Below are 15480 nucleotides of genomic sequence, written 5' to 3' on the forward strand. Positions count from 1 at the left end.
TCAACGAGTTACGCAGCATTACTGTGCTGACCAGACCTGCAAATGTTCTGCCACCGGTCCCAGCGCCAGCGCCGGAATAAAGGTCAGTGCACCGACTAACAACACGGTACCGACCAGCAGACCGATGAACAGCGGGCCGGATGTCGGCAACGTGCCGTTGCCTGCCTGCTGGCGTTTTTTCATCACCAGAGAACCGGCAATCGCCAGCACCGGAATGATGACGCCGAAGCGGCCGAAGAACATACAGGCTGCCAGCAACAGGTTGTAGAACGGCGTATTGACGCTCAGCCCGGCAAACGCACTGCCGTTGTTATTGGCGGCGGAAGACACCGCATACAGCACTTCACTGAATCCGTGCGCGCCGGGGTTTAAAATGCCTGCGCGACCGGCGTCGGTGACCAGCGCCAGTGCCGTGCCGAGCAGCACCAGCGTCGGTGTCACCAGGATTGCCAGCGCGGTCATCTTCATATCGTAAACGTCGATTTTCTTACCGAGATATTCCGGTGTACGGCCAATCATCAGCCCGGCGATAAACACCGTCAGCAGTACAAACAGCAGCATGCCGTACAGGCCGGAACCCACGCCGCCGAACACCACTTCGCCAATCTGCATCAGCCACATCGGCACCATACCGCCGAGTGCGGTAAAGGAATCGTGCATGGCGTTGACCGCACCGCACGAGGCCGCCGTAGTGACGACGGCGTACAGGCTGGAGGCCAGAATGCCGAAGCGGCTTTCCTTACCTTCCATATTAAAATTGCTGCTGGCGCCAAGTGCCATGAAGTGCGGATTGCCTTTGAGCTCGGCGTACATCACTACCACGACCGACACCACGAAAATCACCGACATCGCCCAGACCAGCGCGTGCCCCTGACGGTTATCGCCGACCACGCGGCCAAAAGCGAAGCACAAGGCACAAGGGATAATGAAAATCGCCAGCATCTGCACCATGTTGGTCAGTGCGGTCGGGTTCTCAAACGGATGGGCAGAGTTGGCACCGAAGAAGCCACCGCCGTTGGTGCCGAGCATTTTGATGGCTTCCTGCGAAGCCACCGGCCCCATAGGTAAGGTCTGTTGCAGGCCTTCCAGTGTGGTGATGTGCTGATACGCTTCGAAGTTTTGCAGTACCCCCTGACTGACGAAAAACAGTGCCAGCAGGAAAGACACCGGCAGCAGCAGATACAGTGTGATGCGCCATAAATCCGTCCAGGCATTGCCGATGGTGTGTGCTGAAGGGCGGGCAAAGGCGCGGATCAGGGCAAACGCCACGGCGATACCGGTCGCTGCGGAGAGGAAGTTTTGCACAGTCAGCCCGACCATCTGGCTGAGATAGCTCAGCGTGCTTTCGCCGCTGTAAGCCTGCCAGTTGGTGTTGGTCACGAAACTCACTGCGGTATTAAAGGCCAGATCCCATGACAATCCGCCGAAATGCTGCGGGTTCATCGGCAATACGCCTTGCGCCATCAGCAGCGCCATCAGCACGATAATGCCCAGAATGTTAAATACCATGATCGCCAGTGCATACTGCCACCAGTTCATTTCAGCATTGCTGCTGCCAGACGTGCGTAAAACACCGTTTTCTATGCGCTGAATAAATGCGCCGGGCTGTCCTTCAATCAGTTGAGCAATAAAGTTACCCAGTGGTTTTGCCAGCAGCAAAAGCACCAGCATAAAACTGGCAATCAGTAAGAATCCGGTTGCAGCCATTTAAAAATCCTCCGCATTCAGCAGGGCATAAACCAGATAGCCGAGCAGCAGAAGAACCAGTAATGCGCCGCAGATTACGCCAACACTCACAATCCACCTCCACAGGTGTGTTTTTATGTTGTGGCGAGAATAAGGAAAGGCGGGAAAAGATCCTGAAAAGAAAGCGTTCCTGCGTGTAAAAAAAGTATAAAAATTCCTTCGTCCTTAAAGCCACAGCGGCGTTACCTGCACTCACTAACCCGAATCACTGACCTGAGTCCGCTCATCGGGATTTCTTCGCCTGCTGCCTTGCTGTCATTCCAATGACTTAGGAATTGGCGGTTAACCTGAATTGCGTATTTATTTAACCATTTTGTAACTCAATTACAGCGAGAGGCCAAAATTGGCGAAAATTTACACTTTAAAGTGGTCAGATGAGTAGTAAAATTTCATCAATTGCAGTATATTTTTCACAACTTACAGTTTCCGAAAACTTTGCAAATTTCACAGGAGCAACGCGATGAATGATTACACGCCATACACAATGACCCGCATACTGGCCCGCCGCGCTTTTGTTATCGCTGCCGGTGTTCTGGCTCTGCCGGTTATGCTGTTCCGCGCTGACCGCGCCCGTTTTTACAGCTATTTACACCGCGTCTGGATGAAAACCAGCGATAAGCCGGTATGGCTGAGTCATGCCGAGATGGCGACCCAAGACTTTTACTGATTTAGCTCTCTCCCCTGCGAAGGGGAGGCGCCAGAAACCCCGTTCCCCGCGGGGTTTTTTATTGCCTGTCGATAAACTTGTACAATATTATTTTTATGTATAACTTGTGCTAAAGTTATACATAAGGGTGATGAATCAATGCCACCTCTTACTTTCCTTTCTGGGACACAAGGCGCCGACAATGACGAAAACAATTCCGATTGGTATCAGTGCATGCCTGCTGGGTGAAAATGTCCGCTTTGATGGCGGGCATAAGCGTCTGGCGTTTGCCGTAGAGCAACTGGCGCCTTATGTGCGGTTCGAACCGATCTGCCCGGAAATGGCGATAGGCTTACCGACGCCGCGTCCGGCGCTGCGTCTGGTGAAAATGGATGACAGTATCGTGATGCGTTTCAGCAATGACGAGAGCATCGACGTCACCGAAAAGATGCAGAGTTACGCCGAAAAACGCGTGGCGCCGCTGACCGGCCTTTGCGGTTATATCGTCTGTGCAAAATCCCCGAGCTGCGGGATGGAGCGGGTGCGGGTGTACAGCGCTAACGGTAAAGATGCCAAAAAAGCCGGTATCGGGATGTATACCGCCGAGCTGATGAAACAGCATCCGTGGTTGCCGGTGGAAGAAGATGGCCGGTTAAACGATCCGGTGCTGCGGGAGAATTTTGTTGAGCGCGTTTTTGCGCTGTTTGAACTGAACCAGCTTCGCGAAAGTGGCCTGACGCGCGGCAAACTGATGGCATTTCACAGCCGTTATAAACTCATTTTGCTGGCCCATTCTCAGCCGGAATATCGTGAGCTGGGGCGCTTTGTGGCTGCGATGGCAGAGTGGGACTCTCTTGAGGACTACTTCACTGAATACCGGTTACGGCTGATGAACCTGTTGCTCCACAAAGCCACGCGTCGCAATCACACCAACGTGCTGATGCATGTGCAGGGGTATTTCCGCAAACAGCTGAGTTCGCCGCAGCGTCAGGAACTTGCGGGCCTGATCGACCGCTATCGCCAGGGCATGCAGCCGTTGCTGGCGCCGATCACCTTGCTCAAACATTACATGTCGGAATACCCGGATGCCTATCTGGCTGACCAGCGTTATTTCGAGCCTTATCCGGAAGCTTTAAAACTTCGATACGGACATTAATACGGATATAAAAGGGAAAATATGACCACGCATTTAGTCTGGTTCCGTAATGACCTGCGGATAACCGACAATCGCGCGTTGCATGCGGCCTGTGAAGACCCACAGGCGCGTGTTATTGCCGTATTTGTTGCCACGCCCGAACAGTGGAAACAACATGAAATGGCACCGCGGCAGGCGATGTTTATTTATCAACATCTTCAGGCGTTACAGCATGCGCTGGCTGAGCGTGGCATCGGTCTGCATTACCACCAGTGTGATGATTTTGCCGACAGCGTGACGTGGCTGAAAGATTTCTGCAAAACCGAAAAAGTGGATGCGCTGTTTTATAACAAACAGTATGAAATCAACGAGCGTCAGCGTGATGCGGCGCTGGAGAACGCGGTCAGTGAATCGGTCATCTGCCACGCTTTTGACGACAGTCTGCTGCTGCCGCCGGGTTCGGTAATGACCGGCAATAATGAAATGTACAAGGTTTATACGCCTTTTCGCCGCGCGTTTTTATCCCGCCTGACCGAATCTGACAGCCGTTCGCTGCCTGCGCCACAGACACGAGGAAATGCTGAAAAAGTGGTGACACACCGGCTGATGCCGTTCGATTATCCGCTGGCGGATATCGGCGATCATTTTGCGATTGGCGAGGAAGCCGCGCGTAACCGGCTGCGCAGTTTTTGTCGTGAACAGGTGCAGGATTACCTCGAACAACGTGATTTACCGGCGGTCGACGGCACCAGTTCGCTTTCGCCGTATCTGGCCATTGGCGTGCTTTCGCCGCGCCAGTGTCTGAACCGTCTGCGCGCTGAATGCCCGGACGTGCTGGAGAAAACCGACGGCGGCGCGTTCGGCTGGCTGAATGAGCTGGTGTGGCGCGAGTTTTACCGCCATCTGATCGTCGCCTGGCCGAAACTTTGCAAGCATCAGCCGTTCGTTGCATGGACTGACAACGTGCGCTGGCGTCATGCGCCCGATGATTTGCAGGCGTGGAAAGACGGGAAAACCGGTTATCCGATTGTAGATGCGGCTATGCGTCAGCTGAATGCGACGGGCTGGATGCATAACCGTCTGCGTATGATTGTCGCCAGTTTTCTGGTGAAGGATTTACTGATCAACTGGCGTGAAGGCGAACGCTATTTCATGTCGCAACTTCTGGATGGTGATCTGGCGGCCAACAACGGCGGCTGGCAGTGGGGTGCCTCGACGGGTACCGACGCCGCGCCGTATTTTCGTATTTTCAATCCGACGACACAGGGCGAACGTTTTGATAAAACCGGATGCTTTATCAAAGCCTGGGTGCCTGAACTCGCGGATGTGCCGGAAAGAGACATTCATCAACCGCATCGCTGGGCGGAAAAACATCATCGCGTGCTAGACTACCCGCTGCCGGTTATTGATCACGCGCAGGCGAGAAAAGACACGCTCGCGGCGTTTGAGGCGGCAAAAAACCGGTCAGACTGACTTTACTCTCTCACCACGACAAGGAGCGATGTGATGAAAAAATACCTGCTGGCGATGATGCTGGCATGCTGGGCGGGCCAGGCCAACGCGGGATTTGACGTTGTGGCGCTCGGCGTGAACGGCGGCGTCGAAGAAGGTAACCTCACCTCCTATCTGATCCGAAGTGACGATCAAAAACTCTATCTCGGACTGGATGCCGGTTCTGTTTTACCGGGCATCCGCAAGGCGCTGGAGAAAGGCAGTTTTCCGCAGGTCACCGCCGAAAATGCCGCACCGCTGACCCCGCAGGGCGCGGTTTTCCGTAACCTGATTGGCGGATACTTTATCAGTCACGGTCATCTCGACCATCTTGCAGGGTTGATTATCAGCTCGCCGGAAGACAGCAAAAAACCGATTTACGGCATGGCCGATACCATTGGCACGCTGCGTCAGCATTATTTCAATGGTCGCGTCTGGCCGAACTTTACTGACTCCGGCAGTGGTTTACGTATCGGCACCTATCGCCTCAACCAGCAGCGTCCGGCACAGAGATTTTCTCTCGGGCTGACCGGGCTGGACGGCAGTATTTATCCCCTGAGTCACGGCGGTACGCCATCCAGCATGATCCTGGTCAGCCGCAATAATCAGTCTTTTGCCTTCTTCGGCGACACCGGCCCGGATGAAGTCGAGAAATCAAAAAATCTCGATACCGTGTGGCGCATGCTGGGCGATGAAGTGAAAGCACAACGGCTGAAAGGGCTGATTATCGAAACGTCGTATCCCGATGGCGTACCCGACAGCAAACTGTTTGGGCATCTGACGCCGCACTGGCTGCTGAAAGAGCTGGGAACGCTGCAACAATATGCCGGTGGCGAAGGTTCGCTGAAAGGCCTGACGGTGATTATCAGCCACGTTAAACCCAGCCTGAAAGCCGGGGCAGATCCTGAACAGGCGATCATGGCGCAGCTGGAAAAAGGGAATAATCTGGGCGTGAATTTTGTCAGGATGGCGCAGGGTGATAAATTAGAGATCAAGTAGACCATCCATTAATAACGAGAAACGCCATGAATAATCTCCAGCTTGAAAAGCTGATTAATCAGAAACTAGATATCAGCAATTACAAAGATTACGCACCGAACGGATTGCAGGTTGAAGGGCGTCGTGAAGTGCAGCGCGTGGTGACCGGCGTGACGGCGTCGCAGGATCTGCTGGATGCCGCAATTGCTGTCGAAGCTGATGCGGTTCTGGTGCATCACGGTTATTTCTGGAAAGACGAACCGGCTGAAATCCGCGGCATGAAGCGTAACCGTCTTAAGACGTTGCTGGCAACGGATACCAACATGTACGCCTACCATCTGCCGCTGGACGGCCATCCGGAGCTGGGGAATAACGCGCAACTGGCGAAACTGTTCGGTATCGACGTGCAGGGGGAAATTGCCCTGCTGTTGCCGTGGGGCGAGCTGGAAAAACCACTGACCGGTGAAGCATTCCGCCAGCGCATTGAAGTGACGCTGGATCGCAACGTGCTGCACAGTTCACAGAATGCACCTGCCGAAATCCGTCGCGTGGCATGGTGTTCCGGTGGCGGTCAGGGCTACATTCAGAAAGCCGCAGAATTTGGCGTCGATGCCTTTATCAGCGGCGAAGTGTCTGAACAAACCATTCATATTGCCCGTGAAATGGGCCTGCATTTCTTTGCCGCAGGCCATCACGCCACCGAACGTTATGGCGTGAAAGCGCTGGGCGAATGGCTGGCAGCGGAACACGGGTTAGACGTCATGTTCATCGACATCGACAATCCTGCCTAATTTTTCTTTTGACCGTCTCTTCAGAAACGTTGTCTTCCAGCAGGGTGAACGCCCGCTGTAATCCGGTATCCACTTCGGGGTCTGCGCCCTGCGGTGGATACTTGCTTTCTTCTTCCTCTGCGGCTTCGCTTTCCTCAACCTGCGGTTCCACCACGTTTTCCGGTGCGGGCATGGTTTCCTGAATCATCTGTTCGTCAAACGCCGGGTTTAGCGCAGGCGAGAGCGGGGAACTGCTCAGGCTGTCCGGCATGGCGATGTGCGGAACCGGTGCATCGACCGCCATCTGTGTTTCTTCTTCCTTTTTCGACGTCCGGCTCAGTGCCACAATCCCGGCACCGCACAGGGCAAAAAACGCATACAGGATATTGCCACCCAGCGGTTCGATCAGCGCGCCTACTGCCAGCGGGCCGATACAGGCGCCGACGCCAAAAGCCATCAGCAGACAGGCTGAAAGCGAGACGCGACGCTCCGGTTCGATCATGTCATTGGCGAGTGCGACGATCAGCGGGTACAACGTGAACTGCATCAGGCTGACGACAAAACCAATGGCGAGCAACAGCGGGAATGAGATGTGGCTGAACAACGCCAGCGGCAGGGCGGTAACGGCCAGCAGGATGGCGTTTATGCGCATCAGCATGTTGCGGTTATAGCGATCGGAAAGCCAGCTGAGCGGGAACTGTGCCAGCAGCCCGGCGAAAATCGCCAGCGCCATAAACAGACCGGTTTGTTGTGTGCTCAGCGATTGCTGGCTGGTGTAAATCGGCGCCAGCCCGTAGAACGAACCGACGACCATGCCAATCAGCAACGTGATAGCCAGCACTTTGGGGATAGCACCAATAAAGAATTTCAGTTCCATCGGCGCTGGCGACATATGGCCGACGTTGGTGCGTGTAGTCAGCGCAATCGGCACCAGGCACAGGGCAAAACACAAGGCAATAACGATAAGCGTACTGACGCCTAAATCGCTGTTGAGCATCAGTACGACCTGACCAAGCGCCATCCCGAGATAAGACGCCACCATATAAAAGCCGAATACCACGCCGCGCTGACTGGCTTCGGCCTGATCGTTGAGCCAGCTTTCCAGCACCATATATTGCACCATCATGCATAAGCCGATGATCAGGCGCAGCACCACCCAGACCGGGATGATGTCAGTCAGGCCATGGCCCAGCACGGCGGCGGTGATAATGCCGGAGCAGGAAACGTAGGCACGAATATGGCCGACGCGGGCGATCAGGATATGGCCGACTTTGCCGCCGATCACCAGCCCGATGTAGTTGGCTGCGATGATCGCCCCGATCATCGCGCCGCTGACATGAATCGCGGAAAGACGCAGGGAAATGTAAGTCGTCAGCAGGCCGGAACCCAGTAACATCAGTAATGTCGTGGTGTAGAGCGGAAAAAAGAGTGCTAATGGTTTTCTCACAGGCCATCCCTATTGTGTAACGAAGGCGTTATCCAAACGCTAAAAAACAGCAACGTTTCTGAGAGTAGCAGTTGCAGGCGGCGGGCGAAACCTCCGTCGCCTGCGCAAAGAGGCAGATGAGTTGACATCAGCACTCTGTTTCACGCATAACTGATAACAAATCTCACGCTATTGATTCGATGAATAACCCAATGATCCACAACCCTTCTTTAAGGAGTGCCTGAGTGCAACGAGCACGATGTTACCTGCTGGGCGAACGCGCGGTAGTGCTGGAACTTGAACCCCCGGTATCACTGGTAAGCCAGCAACGGATCTGGGGGCTGACGCAACGTTTACAGGATCGAGCCGCGTATCCGGGCGTGCGTGAAGTCATTCCCGGCATGAATAATCTGACGGTATTACTCTCCGAGGCGCAAAGTTCGGCGCTGGATGCCATTGAGCGTCTGCAAAACTGGTGGGAAGAAAGCGAAGCCATCGAGCCTGAATCGCGGCTGATTGAAATTCCGGTGATTTACGGGGGTACGCAGGGACCGGATTTGGACAACGTGGCGCGTCATACCGGCATGACGCCGCGTCAGGTCGTCGAATGTCACGCAGGTGCTGATTACATCGTCTATTTTCTCGGTTTCCAGCCCGGTTTCCCTTATCTGGGCGGCATGCCTTCGACACTTGCCACGCCACGTCACGGCGAACCGCGCCTGTCAGTGCCTGCGGGTTCGGTTGGCATTGGCGGCAGTCAGACAGGTATTTATCCTCTTGAGACCCCGGGGGGCTGGCAACTGATCGGCCAGTCGCTCATCGCGATGTTTGATCCGCTGCGGGAACAGCCGACATTATTGCTGCCGGGCGACAGCGTGCGTTTTGTGCCACAGAAGGAGGGCGTATGCTGAAGGTTTTACGCGCCGGGATGTTGTCCACGGTGCAGGATTTAGGCCGCAATGGTTACCGCCAGCAGGGCGTCAGTCAGTCCGGTGCGCTGGATGCCCCGGCGCTGCGGTCTGCCAATCTGCTGGTTGGCAATGACGAAAATGCGGCTGCGCTGGAAATTACCCTTGGTCAGTTCAGTGCCGGGTTTCACCGCGAAGGCTGGATCGCGCTGACCGGCGCCGGTTGTCACGCACAACTTGATGGTAAAGAGGTGTGGACCGGCTGGTGTTACGAAGTGAAACCGGGGCAGGTGCTGACTCTGAAAATGCCCACCCGCGGCATGCGCAGCTATCTGGCGGTTTCCGGCGGCATTGATGTGCCGGAAGTTATGCGATCACGCAGTACCGATCTGAAAGCCAAATTCGGCGGTTTCCACGGGCGTCCGTTGCAGGATGGCGATATGTTGCCCATCGGTGATTCGTTCCGGCAACCGCAAAAAACCGGTGGCATTAAACAGTTGCTGTTTGGCAACCGCATTCGTGCATTGCCGGGGCCGGAGTATCAGGAATTCAGCGAGAAGTCGCGCGATGAATTCTGGCGCGCCGCGTGGCAGCTCAGCCCGCAAAGTAACCGTATGGGATACCGTCTGCACGGGCATACCCTGAAACGCGAAACTGACCGTGAAATGCTGTCGCACGGCTTATTGCCGGGCGTTGTGCAGGTGCCACATGGTGGCCAGCCGATTGTTCTGATGGCCGATGCTCAGACTACTGGCGGCTATCCGCGTATTGCCTGTGTTATTGAGGCGGATTTGTATAATCTGGCGCAAATCCGCCTGGGCGAACCGATTCATTTCGTCAAATGCACACCGGAAGACGCGCAGAAGGCCTTACGTGAGCAATCACTCTTTATCGAACAGATTAAACGGGGGCTGCATGGTTGTTGATCTTAACGCCGATTTAGGCGAAGGCTGTGGGAATGATGAGGCGCTGTTGCAGCTCGTCAGTTCAGCCAATATCGCCTGCGGATTTCATGCCGGTGACGCGCAGACCATGCAGCAATCCGTGCGCCGGGCGCTGAAATACGGTGTGGCGATTGGCGCGCACCCGAGTTTCCCTGATCGGGAAAATTTTGGCCGCACCGCCATGCAACTCCCTGCCGAAACCGTGTATGTGCAGGTGGTGTATCAGCTGGGTGCGCTGGCTGCCATCACCCGTGCGGAAGGCGGACACATGGTGCATGTAAAGCCGCACGGCATGTTGTACAACCAGGCAGCAACCGAAGCCGTGCTGGCGGATGCCATCGCCCGAGCGGTACATGCGGTGGATCCGGCATTGCGTCTGGTCGGGCTGGCGGGCAGCGAATTAATTCGTGCCGGTGAACGCCTTGGCTTGCAAACCCGTCAGGAAGTGTTCGCTGACCGGCGTTATCAGAACAACGGATCACTGGTGCCGCGCACTCAGCCTGATGCGATGATCGAAAGCGACGAACTGGCGTTGGATCAGACATTGTCGATGATACAGCAACAAAAAGTGCTCAGCCGCGAAGGTGTCTGGGTGCCCGTTAATGCGGAGACTGTCTGTCTGCATGGTGATGGTGAGCACGCGCTGACGTTTGCCCGCCGGTTAAGGCACGCGTTTGCTGAACAGGATATTCAGATCAGCGCAGGCTGATTTTTGCAGAATCTGAGGAGTACCTCTATGCGTAAAGTTTTAGTCACCGGTTTTGAGCCTTTTGGCGGCGAGCGCGTTAATCCATCATGGGAAGTAGTAAAGCAACTGGGTGACCTGGAATTGTCGGGCGCGCAGATTGTGGTTCGTCAGTTGCCGTGCGTGTTCGGCAAAGCCATTGATGCGCTGAATGCGGCGATCGATGAAGTGCTGCCGGAAATGGTGATCTGCGTCGGACAGGCCGGTGGCCGCAATGATTTCAGCATCGAACGCGTGGCGATCAACGTCGATGACGCGCGTATTGCCGATAACGACGGCAATCAGCCGGTGGATGAGGTGATTGTCAGCGACGGCCCGGCGGCGTATTTTTCTACTCTGCCGATCAAGACAATTGTCAACGGATTACGCGAGTCGGGGATCCCTGCATCGGTGTCACAAACCGCCGGTACCTATGTCTGTAACCACGTGATGTACGGCCTGATGCACCGTCTGGCACAGCCTGCCTGTAAGGTGGTGAAGGGCGGTTTTATCCATATTCCTTATCTGCCTGAACAGGCCGCGCATCATCCGGGGGCGCCAAGTATGTCAGTACATACTGTTCTGAACGCCCTTGAGCTGACGATCGCCATCGCGCTGCACACGGAACAAGATTTGAAAATTGCCGGGGGTGCGACTCACTGATGCCTGAAGGTCCTGAAATTCGCCGTGCGGCCGATGTGCTGGCTACGGCGGTAGTGAATAAGCCTCTGACGGATGTCTGGTTTGCGTTTCCGGCCCTGAAACCTTATCAGTCAGCGCTGCGTGGAACCAGAATCACGTCGATTGAAACGCGGGGGAAAGCCCTGCTGACGCACTTTTCCAACGGACTGACGTTGTACAGCCACAATCAGCTTTACGGCGTCTGGCGGGTGGTCAATGCCGGTGAAGTGGCGAAAGAAACCAAACGCTCGCTGCGGGTAAAGCTGGAAACCACCGAAGCGGCGATTTTGCTCTACAGCGCGTCCGAAATCAGTATTTACGATACGGCGGAAATCGAAAAGCATCCGTTCCTGCAACGTATCGGCCCGGATGTGCTGGATGAGCGACTGACAGTCGTGCAGGTACGTGAACGGTTACTTTCGCCTAAATTCTGCAACCGGCAGTTAGGCGGAATGTTGCTGGATCAGGCTTTTCTGGCCGGGTTGGGGAATTATCTGCGGGCGGAAATTCTCTGGCTGGCGAAACTGCTGCCGGATCATAAACCGAAAGAGCTGAATGACACGGAACGGGATGCGCTGGCCGATGCCTGTTTGTCTGTTGCGCGGTTGTCGTACGCCACGCGAGGTACGATGGATGAAAATGTGCATCACGGCGCGCTGTTCCGTTTTAAGGTATTTGGCCGCACAGGCCAGCCATGTGAACGTTGCGGCGATCCGATCATGAAAACCAGTGTGTCATCGCGACCATTCTTCTGGTGTCCGGTGTGTCAGGTCTGAAAGATAAAAAAGAAAAGGGCACCGGAGTGCCCTTGCTCAGTGTTTTCAGAATCAGAAATTCACTTTGATACCCAGATTACCGCTGTAACCTTCCAGATCTGAATCAAATCCTTTCTGGTAGCGGACGTCTGTATAAATTGTGGTGTTTTCACTGAGTTTGCCCGCCAGCCCTGCGCCAGCCCTGCGCCAGCCCTGCGCCAGTCTGCCACCAGTTGTCGCTGAATTCCGCTTTAAGCCGTTGAGTCGCGAATTGTACTTCGGGTTCATCGCCAATAGTCGTGACGGCATCCAGCGTCAGATAAGGCGTCCAGGTTGGATTATCCATGAACAACCGCACACCGCCGCGTGCCTGCGCATTACTGGTTGATACGCCGGAGACATTGCTGATGCCATCGTTGAAATCTTCCAGATTCAGATACTGATAAATCACCTGCGCCTGAGGTTCAATTTTCAGATTTTTATGCAGTGTAAAGGGTTTGCCTGCTTCCACTGATAACGCGACGCCATAACCGTCCTGATCGGCATCATGCGTGCTGTCATAGCTGTTTTTATACCAGCTGCCCATACCCACCGCGTCAATGTAGCCGCCATCCTGCGCTTTTAGCGTGTAGTAACCGCCGAGGCTGTAGATGTCGCTGTCTACACTGCCAGCTTGTACGGAATATATCGGGTTATTGCTGCGAAGGCTGTCTTCCGCGTCGGTATTCTGACGTCCGAGTGTCACGAGAATACCGGCACTGCGTTCGGTGTTTGCTTCGTTTTTATCCCACATCAGATCCATCCCTAACTGCGCATACCAGGTATCGGTATCATAGCTGTAACGGCCTGCGTCATTCTCGGTGTGAGTACCGACAATCCGACCCCATGCGCCGTCTTTATGCAGGACATCACCACCGGTACGCTGGTGATAAGTGCCAATCGCATCAAAGCCATACTGCATATTCAGCGCCGGTGCCGCGATATATCCCGGCACTTCCTCACGCCATGGCTGGTTGTCGTCGGATGGCATCGGAGTTGGGTTCACATCCGGATTGGCGTCAGGATTCGCGTCCGGATTATCATCTGGCGTTGGATCAGGCGTAGGGGCAGGGATCGGCGTTGAACAATCATAATTAGCGCAGGTGCTCAGATACCAGTTTTCACCCTCACCGGTGGTGATATCACCTTTACGCAGCCCGTAGTTGAACGCACCCGCTGAAACAGAATTCCCCAGCGTGAAGGCATTGGTTCCCTGGGTATTGGTTCCATCCACGGTAACCACTTCAATCCCGTTGCCCTGTGTATAGTTACCGTTGCCGCCTGTGCTGGTGACAAACAAGGTATTTTGACCGGTAATGTCGCCCGTTACGTGGATCTTGTCTGTCGGCGAGTTGCTGTCATCCAGATAGGTATTGATACGGTATGTGCCGTCGCCGGTCATATTGCTGTTCACGGTAAGTTCAGAGTATTCATTACCGTTATGTGTGAAGAACGTGGTGCCACCGGAGTTCATCTGCGAAATCGTGGAATCACCGGTCAGCGTCCACCGGCTGGAATCGTCGATATTAATGCTGTTGGTACTGGCGGTGATGCCTTGCCATTCAGAGCTGCTGTTAAGATAGACATCCACAACACTGCCGGTATCGGCAATGATGTCGCCTTCCATATAAGAATTACTGGCAGATAAATTCACCTGACTTTGCGCGGTAACGCCCGTATCAGTATCTGTGAAACTTCCGGCTCTCAGCAGAATACCGTTTCCGCTTTGCACGGTTGACCGGTTGTTCACGTTAATCCGGGTATTGGCACCTGCAGCCAGTATTCCCTCGCTGGTGGCGCTGCTGACAAGACTGTTATCCAGCGTCACGATAGCCTGATGTTCTGCATCAAAACCCTGCGTATAGATGCCATTTGCTAATGCACCGGAGGCCGATAACTCGCTGTTGCTGATGGTCATCTGGCTGTTGGCATAGGAACGGACAGCGGAAGCCCCTTCGCCGGCAGAAATCCCCGTAACCGCATTGGCATCAAGGGTAGAATCATTCATTGCTACCAGCAGATTACTTCCCGTACCGGTTGTGGTGATCTCAGCGGTATCAAGTGCCATAGCCCCGGAGCCTGTGGCTACAGCAGCGGCTGAACGGGTACCTTCGGTCTTGAGCACTATATTTTTGGCCGTTAGCGTTGCGCCCTGACTGGCAAAAAAACCGATGTTATTATTGCCTGTCGTGGTGTAGGTCCCGCCTGTCAACGTCACATCGCTATAGGCGTTGCTATTCACCATGATATCGTCAGTGCCGGTCATTTCGACGTTGCCGTTTATTATGTCAACGGTAGTTCTTTTGGCATCGCTGGAACCTGACGCATAAATGACATTTTGGGAACCTGCAGAGTTTTGTTTAACCGTGAGATTTTCAATGCTCAATGTGGCGTCAGAAACGGTGAGCGCATGTTTTGCGTTAGTTAATTCTATGTTTACATTACCCAGGTTCACCGATGCACCCGACTGGATATTAATTCCCTGTGCCTGAGCGGCATCACTGGTGATACGTATATCATTACCTGTTAATGTCGAACCGACATCTGAGACATAAATAACACTGCTGTCATCTTTGCCCGTACGGATGTCGGTATTATTAATTTCGGCTGATGCGCCAGTAATAATGTTAAATGTTTTGCTGGAATCTGTTGTGCTGACATCAGCATAATTAAGGATTAACTTACCTCCGCTAATAATATTGAATGCATAAGCTTCGCTGCCGGTCGTGGAAACTACGGATTGAACGGGCACTGGCGAAGGTATTCCAGGGACAGTGATTTCACCATCAACAATAACTTCTGTACCCGCGCCGGTGATGGTGTAAGCGTGATCGCCCGTACCTGTCGTAGCGAAACTCAAGGCATCAGCAGGGGTTATGCCGGTTGAAAATGTGGTTGTTGCAAGTGCAATAGAAGACGGTAATAAAAGACTAAATATGGCGCTCGATAATAATGTTTTTTTAAATGAATGCGGATGTTCCCGATATTCTTCCATGTCAACGTGTCCTTTGTTTTAATAATGGCGTGTTTATCTTACATGTTTCATTAATACGCTTTTTTAATTAGCGGATTGCAATGAATCATATTGTTGATGACTATGAGTTTATTGTCAGGTGAATTTCGGGGGATGGTATATCACGGAAGGATAAGCGTCAAATATTGGTACTGATATATTGAATCGTTAATTTATGCTTAATATATAATTAAGGTCTCTTTGGGTTGAATAAATAAAAAGGC

Annotated in this window: 15 protein-coding genes; 10 read left to right on the forward strand and 5 right to left on the reverse strand. The window is 53.8% G+C overall.

Annotated elements, in window-relative coordinates; all coding sequences use genetic code 11:
- Positions 1-18: 18 nt before the first annotated feature.
- Positions 19-1707, reverse strand: coding sequence for a potassium-transporting ATPase subunit KdpA (gene kdpA, locus AACU55_RS16975; protein WP_134705804.1), 1689 nt, complete (start codon positions 1705-1707; stop codon positions 19-21).
- Positions 1708-1797, reverse strand: coding sequence for a K(+)-transporting ATPase subunit F (locus AACU55_RS16980; protein ID WP_071823630.1), 90 nt, complete (start codon positions 1795-1797; stop codon positions 1708-1710).
- A 409-nt stretch (positions 1798-2206) separates the two neighbouring features.
- On the opposite strand from AACU55_RS16980, the gene AACU55_RS16985 reads away from it, so the two are divergent.
- The 5 genes from AACU55_RS16985 to AACU55_RS17005 all read left to right on the forward strand — a co-directional run bounded on the left by AACU55_RS16985 (position 2207) and on the right by AACU55_RS17005 (position 6787).
- Positions 2207-2413 carry a YbfA family protein gene (locus tag AACU55_RS16985; protein WP_013576456.1) on the forward strand — a complete coding sequence of 69 codons (207 nt, stop codon included), beginning with the start codon at positions 2207-2209 and terminating at the stop codon, positions 2411-2413.
- 181 nt (positions 2414-2594) lie between these two features.
- Positions 2595-3548, forward strand: coding sequence for a YbgA family protein (locus AACU55_RS16990; protein WP_112151674.1), 954 nt, complete (start codon positions 2595-2597; stop codon positions 3546-3548).
- Between the two features lie 21 nt (positions 3549-3569).
- A complete protein-coding gene (gene phrB / locus AACU55_RS16995) occupies positions 3570-5000 on the forward strand; it encodes a deoxyribodipyrimidine photo-lyase (protein WP_134705805.1) in 1431 nt (476 codons plus the stop codon).
- A 33-nt stretch (positions 5001-5033) separates the two neighbouring features.
- Entirely contained in the window at positions 5034-6017 is a 984-nt protein-coding gene (locus AACU55_RS17000) for an MBL fold metallo-hydrolase (RefSeq protein ID WP_134705806.1), read from the forward strand.
- Between the two features lie 26 nt (positions 6018-6043).
- A complete protein-coding gene (locus AACU55_RS17005) occupies positions 6044-6787 on the forward strand; it encodes a type 2 GTP cyclohydrolase I (RefSeq protein WP_013576452.1) in 744 nt (247 codons plus the stop codon).
- On the opposite strand, the gene AACU55_RS17010 is transcribed toward AACU55_RS17005, so the two are convergent.
- Entirely contained in the window at positions 6762-8213 is a 1452-nt protein-coding gene (locus AACU55_RS17010; RefSeq protein WP_134705807.1) for an MFS transporter, read from the reverse strand. The two genes, AACU55_RS17005 and AACU55_RS17010, sit on opposite strands and share 26 nt — an antisense overlap.
- 224 nt (positions 8214-8437) lie before the next feature.
- On the opposite strand from AACU55_RS17010, the gene pxpB reads away from it, so the two are divergent.
- Genes pxpB through nei form a run of 5 tightly spaced genes read left to right on the forward strand, consistent with a single transcriptional unit; the run spans position 8438 to position 12225 of the window.
- Entirely contained in the window at positions 8438-9103 is a 666-nt protein-coding gene (gene pxpB, locus AACU55_RS17015; RefSeq protein ID WP_013576450.1) for a 5-oxoprolinase subunit PxpB, read from the forward strand.
- Positions 9097-10026 carry a 5-oxoprolinase subunit PxpC gene (pxpC, locus tag AACU55_RS17020; protein WP_134705808.1) on the forward strand — a complete coding sequence of 310 codons (930 nt, stop codon included), beginning with the start codon at positions 9097-9099 and terminating at the stop codon, positions 10024-10026. Before pxpB ends, pxpC begins: the two co-directional genes overlap by 7 nt.
- On the forward strand, positions 10016-10753 hold the full coding sequence (gene pxpA / locus AACU55_RS17025) for a 5-oxoprolinase subunit PxpA (protein WP_134705809.1): 738 nt from the start codon (positions 10016-10018) through the stop codon (positions 10751-10753). Before pxpC ends, pxpA begins: the two co-directional genes overlap by 11 nt.
- Positions 10754-10780: 27 nt before the next feature.
- The gene (gene pcp, locus AACU55_RS17030; protein WP_013576447.1) at positions 10781-11431 is read left to right on the forward strand and encodes a pyroglutamyl-peptidase I; all 651 of its coding nucleotides are present in this window, start codon (positions 10781-10783) and stop codon (positions 11429-11431) included.
- Positions 11431-12225 (forward strand): endonuclease VIII, encoded by a 795-nt coding sequence (nei, locus tag AACU55_RS17035; protein WP_134705810.1) that lies wholly within the window; start codon positions 11431-11433, stop codon positions 12223-12225. The genes pcp and nei overlap by 1 nt, the downstream gene beginning before the upstream one ends.
- Positions 12226-12276: 51 nt before the next feature.
- On the opposite strand, the gene AACU55_RS17040 is transcribed toward nei, so the two are convergent.
- Positions 12277-12426 (reverse strand): autotransporter outer membrane beta-barrel domain-containing protein, encoded by a 150-nt coding sequence (locus AACU55_RS17040; RefSeq protein ID WP_240785645.1) that lies wholly within the window; start codon positions 12424-12426, stop codon positions 12277-12279.
- Complete coding sequence (locus tag AACU55_RS17045; protein WP_240785640.1) at positions 12374-15238, reverse strand: autotransporter family protein; 2865 nt, start codon at positions 15236-15238, stop codon at positions 12374-12376. Before AACU55_RS17045 ends, AACU55_RS17040 begins: the two co-directional genes overlap by 53 nt.
- Positions 15239-15480: the final 242 nt, after the last annotated feature.

It is taken from the genome of Rahnella sp. CJA17(1/100) (genome assembly GCF_963881615.1).
GTDB classification, from domain to species: Bacteria; Pseudomonadota; Gammaproteobacteria; order Enterobacterales; family Enterobacteriaceae; genus Rahnella; species Rahnella aceris.

Coding starts and splice junctions, on each gene's coding strand:
- nei (WP_134705810.1), top strand. CDS start 11,431: ATGCCTGAAGGTCCTGAAATTCGCCGTGCGGCCGATGTGCTGGCTACG.
- pxpA (WP_134705809.1), top strand. CDS start 10,016: ATGGTTGTTGATCTTAACGCCGATTTAGGCGAAGGCTGTGGGAATGAT.
- AACU55_RS17000 (WP_134705806.1), top strand. CDS start 5,034: ATGAAAAAATACCTGCTGGCGATGATGCTGGCATGCTGGGCGGGCCAG.
- pcp (WP_013576447.1), top strand. CDS start 10,781: ATGCGTAAAGTTTTAGTCACCGGTTTTGAGCCTTTTGGCGGCGAGCGC.
- AACU55_RS17045 (WP_240785640.1), bottom strand. CDS start 15,238: ATGGAAGAATATCGGGAACATCCGCATTCATTTAAAAAAACATTATTA.
- AACU55_RS17005 (WP_013576452.1), top strand. CDS start 6,044: ATGAATAATCTCCAGCTTGAAAAGCTGATTAATCAGAAACTAGATATC.
- phrB (WP_134705805.1), top strand. CDS start 3,570: ATGACCACGCATTTAGTCTGGTTCCGTAATGACCTGCGGATAACCGAC.
- AACU55_RS16985 (WP_013576456.1), top strand. CDS start 2,207: ATGAATGATTACACGCCATACACAATGACCCGCATACTGGCCCGCCGC.
- kdpA (WP_134705804.1), bottom strand. CDS start 1,707: ATGGCTGCAACCGGATTCTTACTGATTGCCAGTTTTATGCTGGTGCTT.
- AACU55_RS16990 (WP_112151674.1), top strand. CDS start 2,595: ATGACGAAAACAATTCCGATTGGTATCAGTGCATGCCTGCTGGGTGAA.
- pxpC (WP_134705808.1), top strand. CDS start 9,097: ATGCTGAAGGTTTTACGCGCCGGGATGTTGTCCACGGTGCAGGATTTA.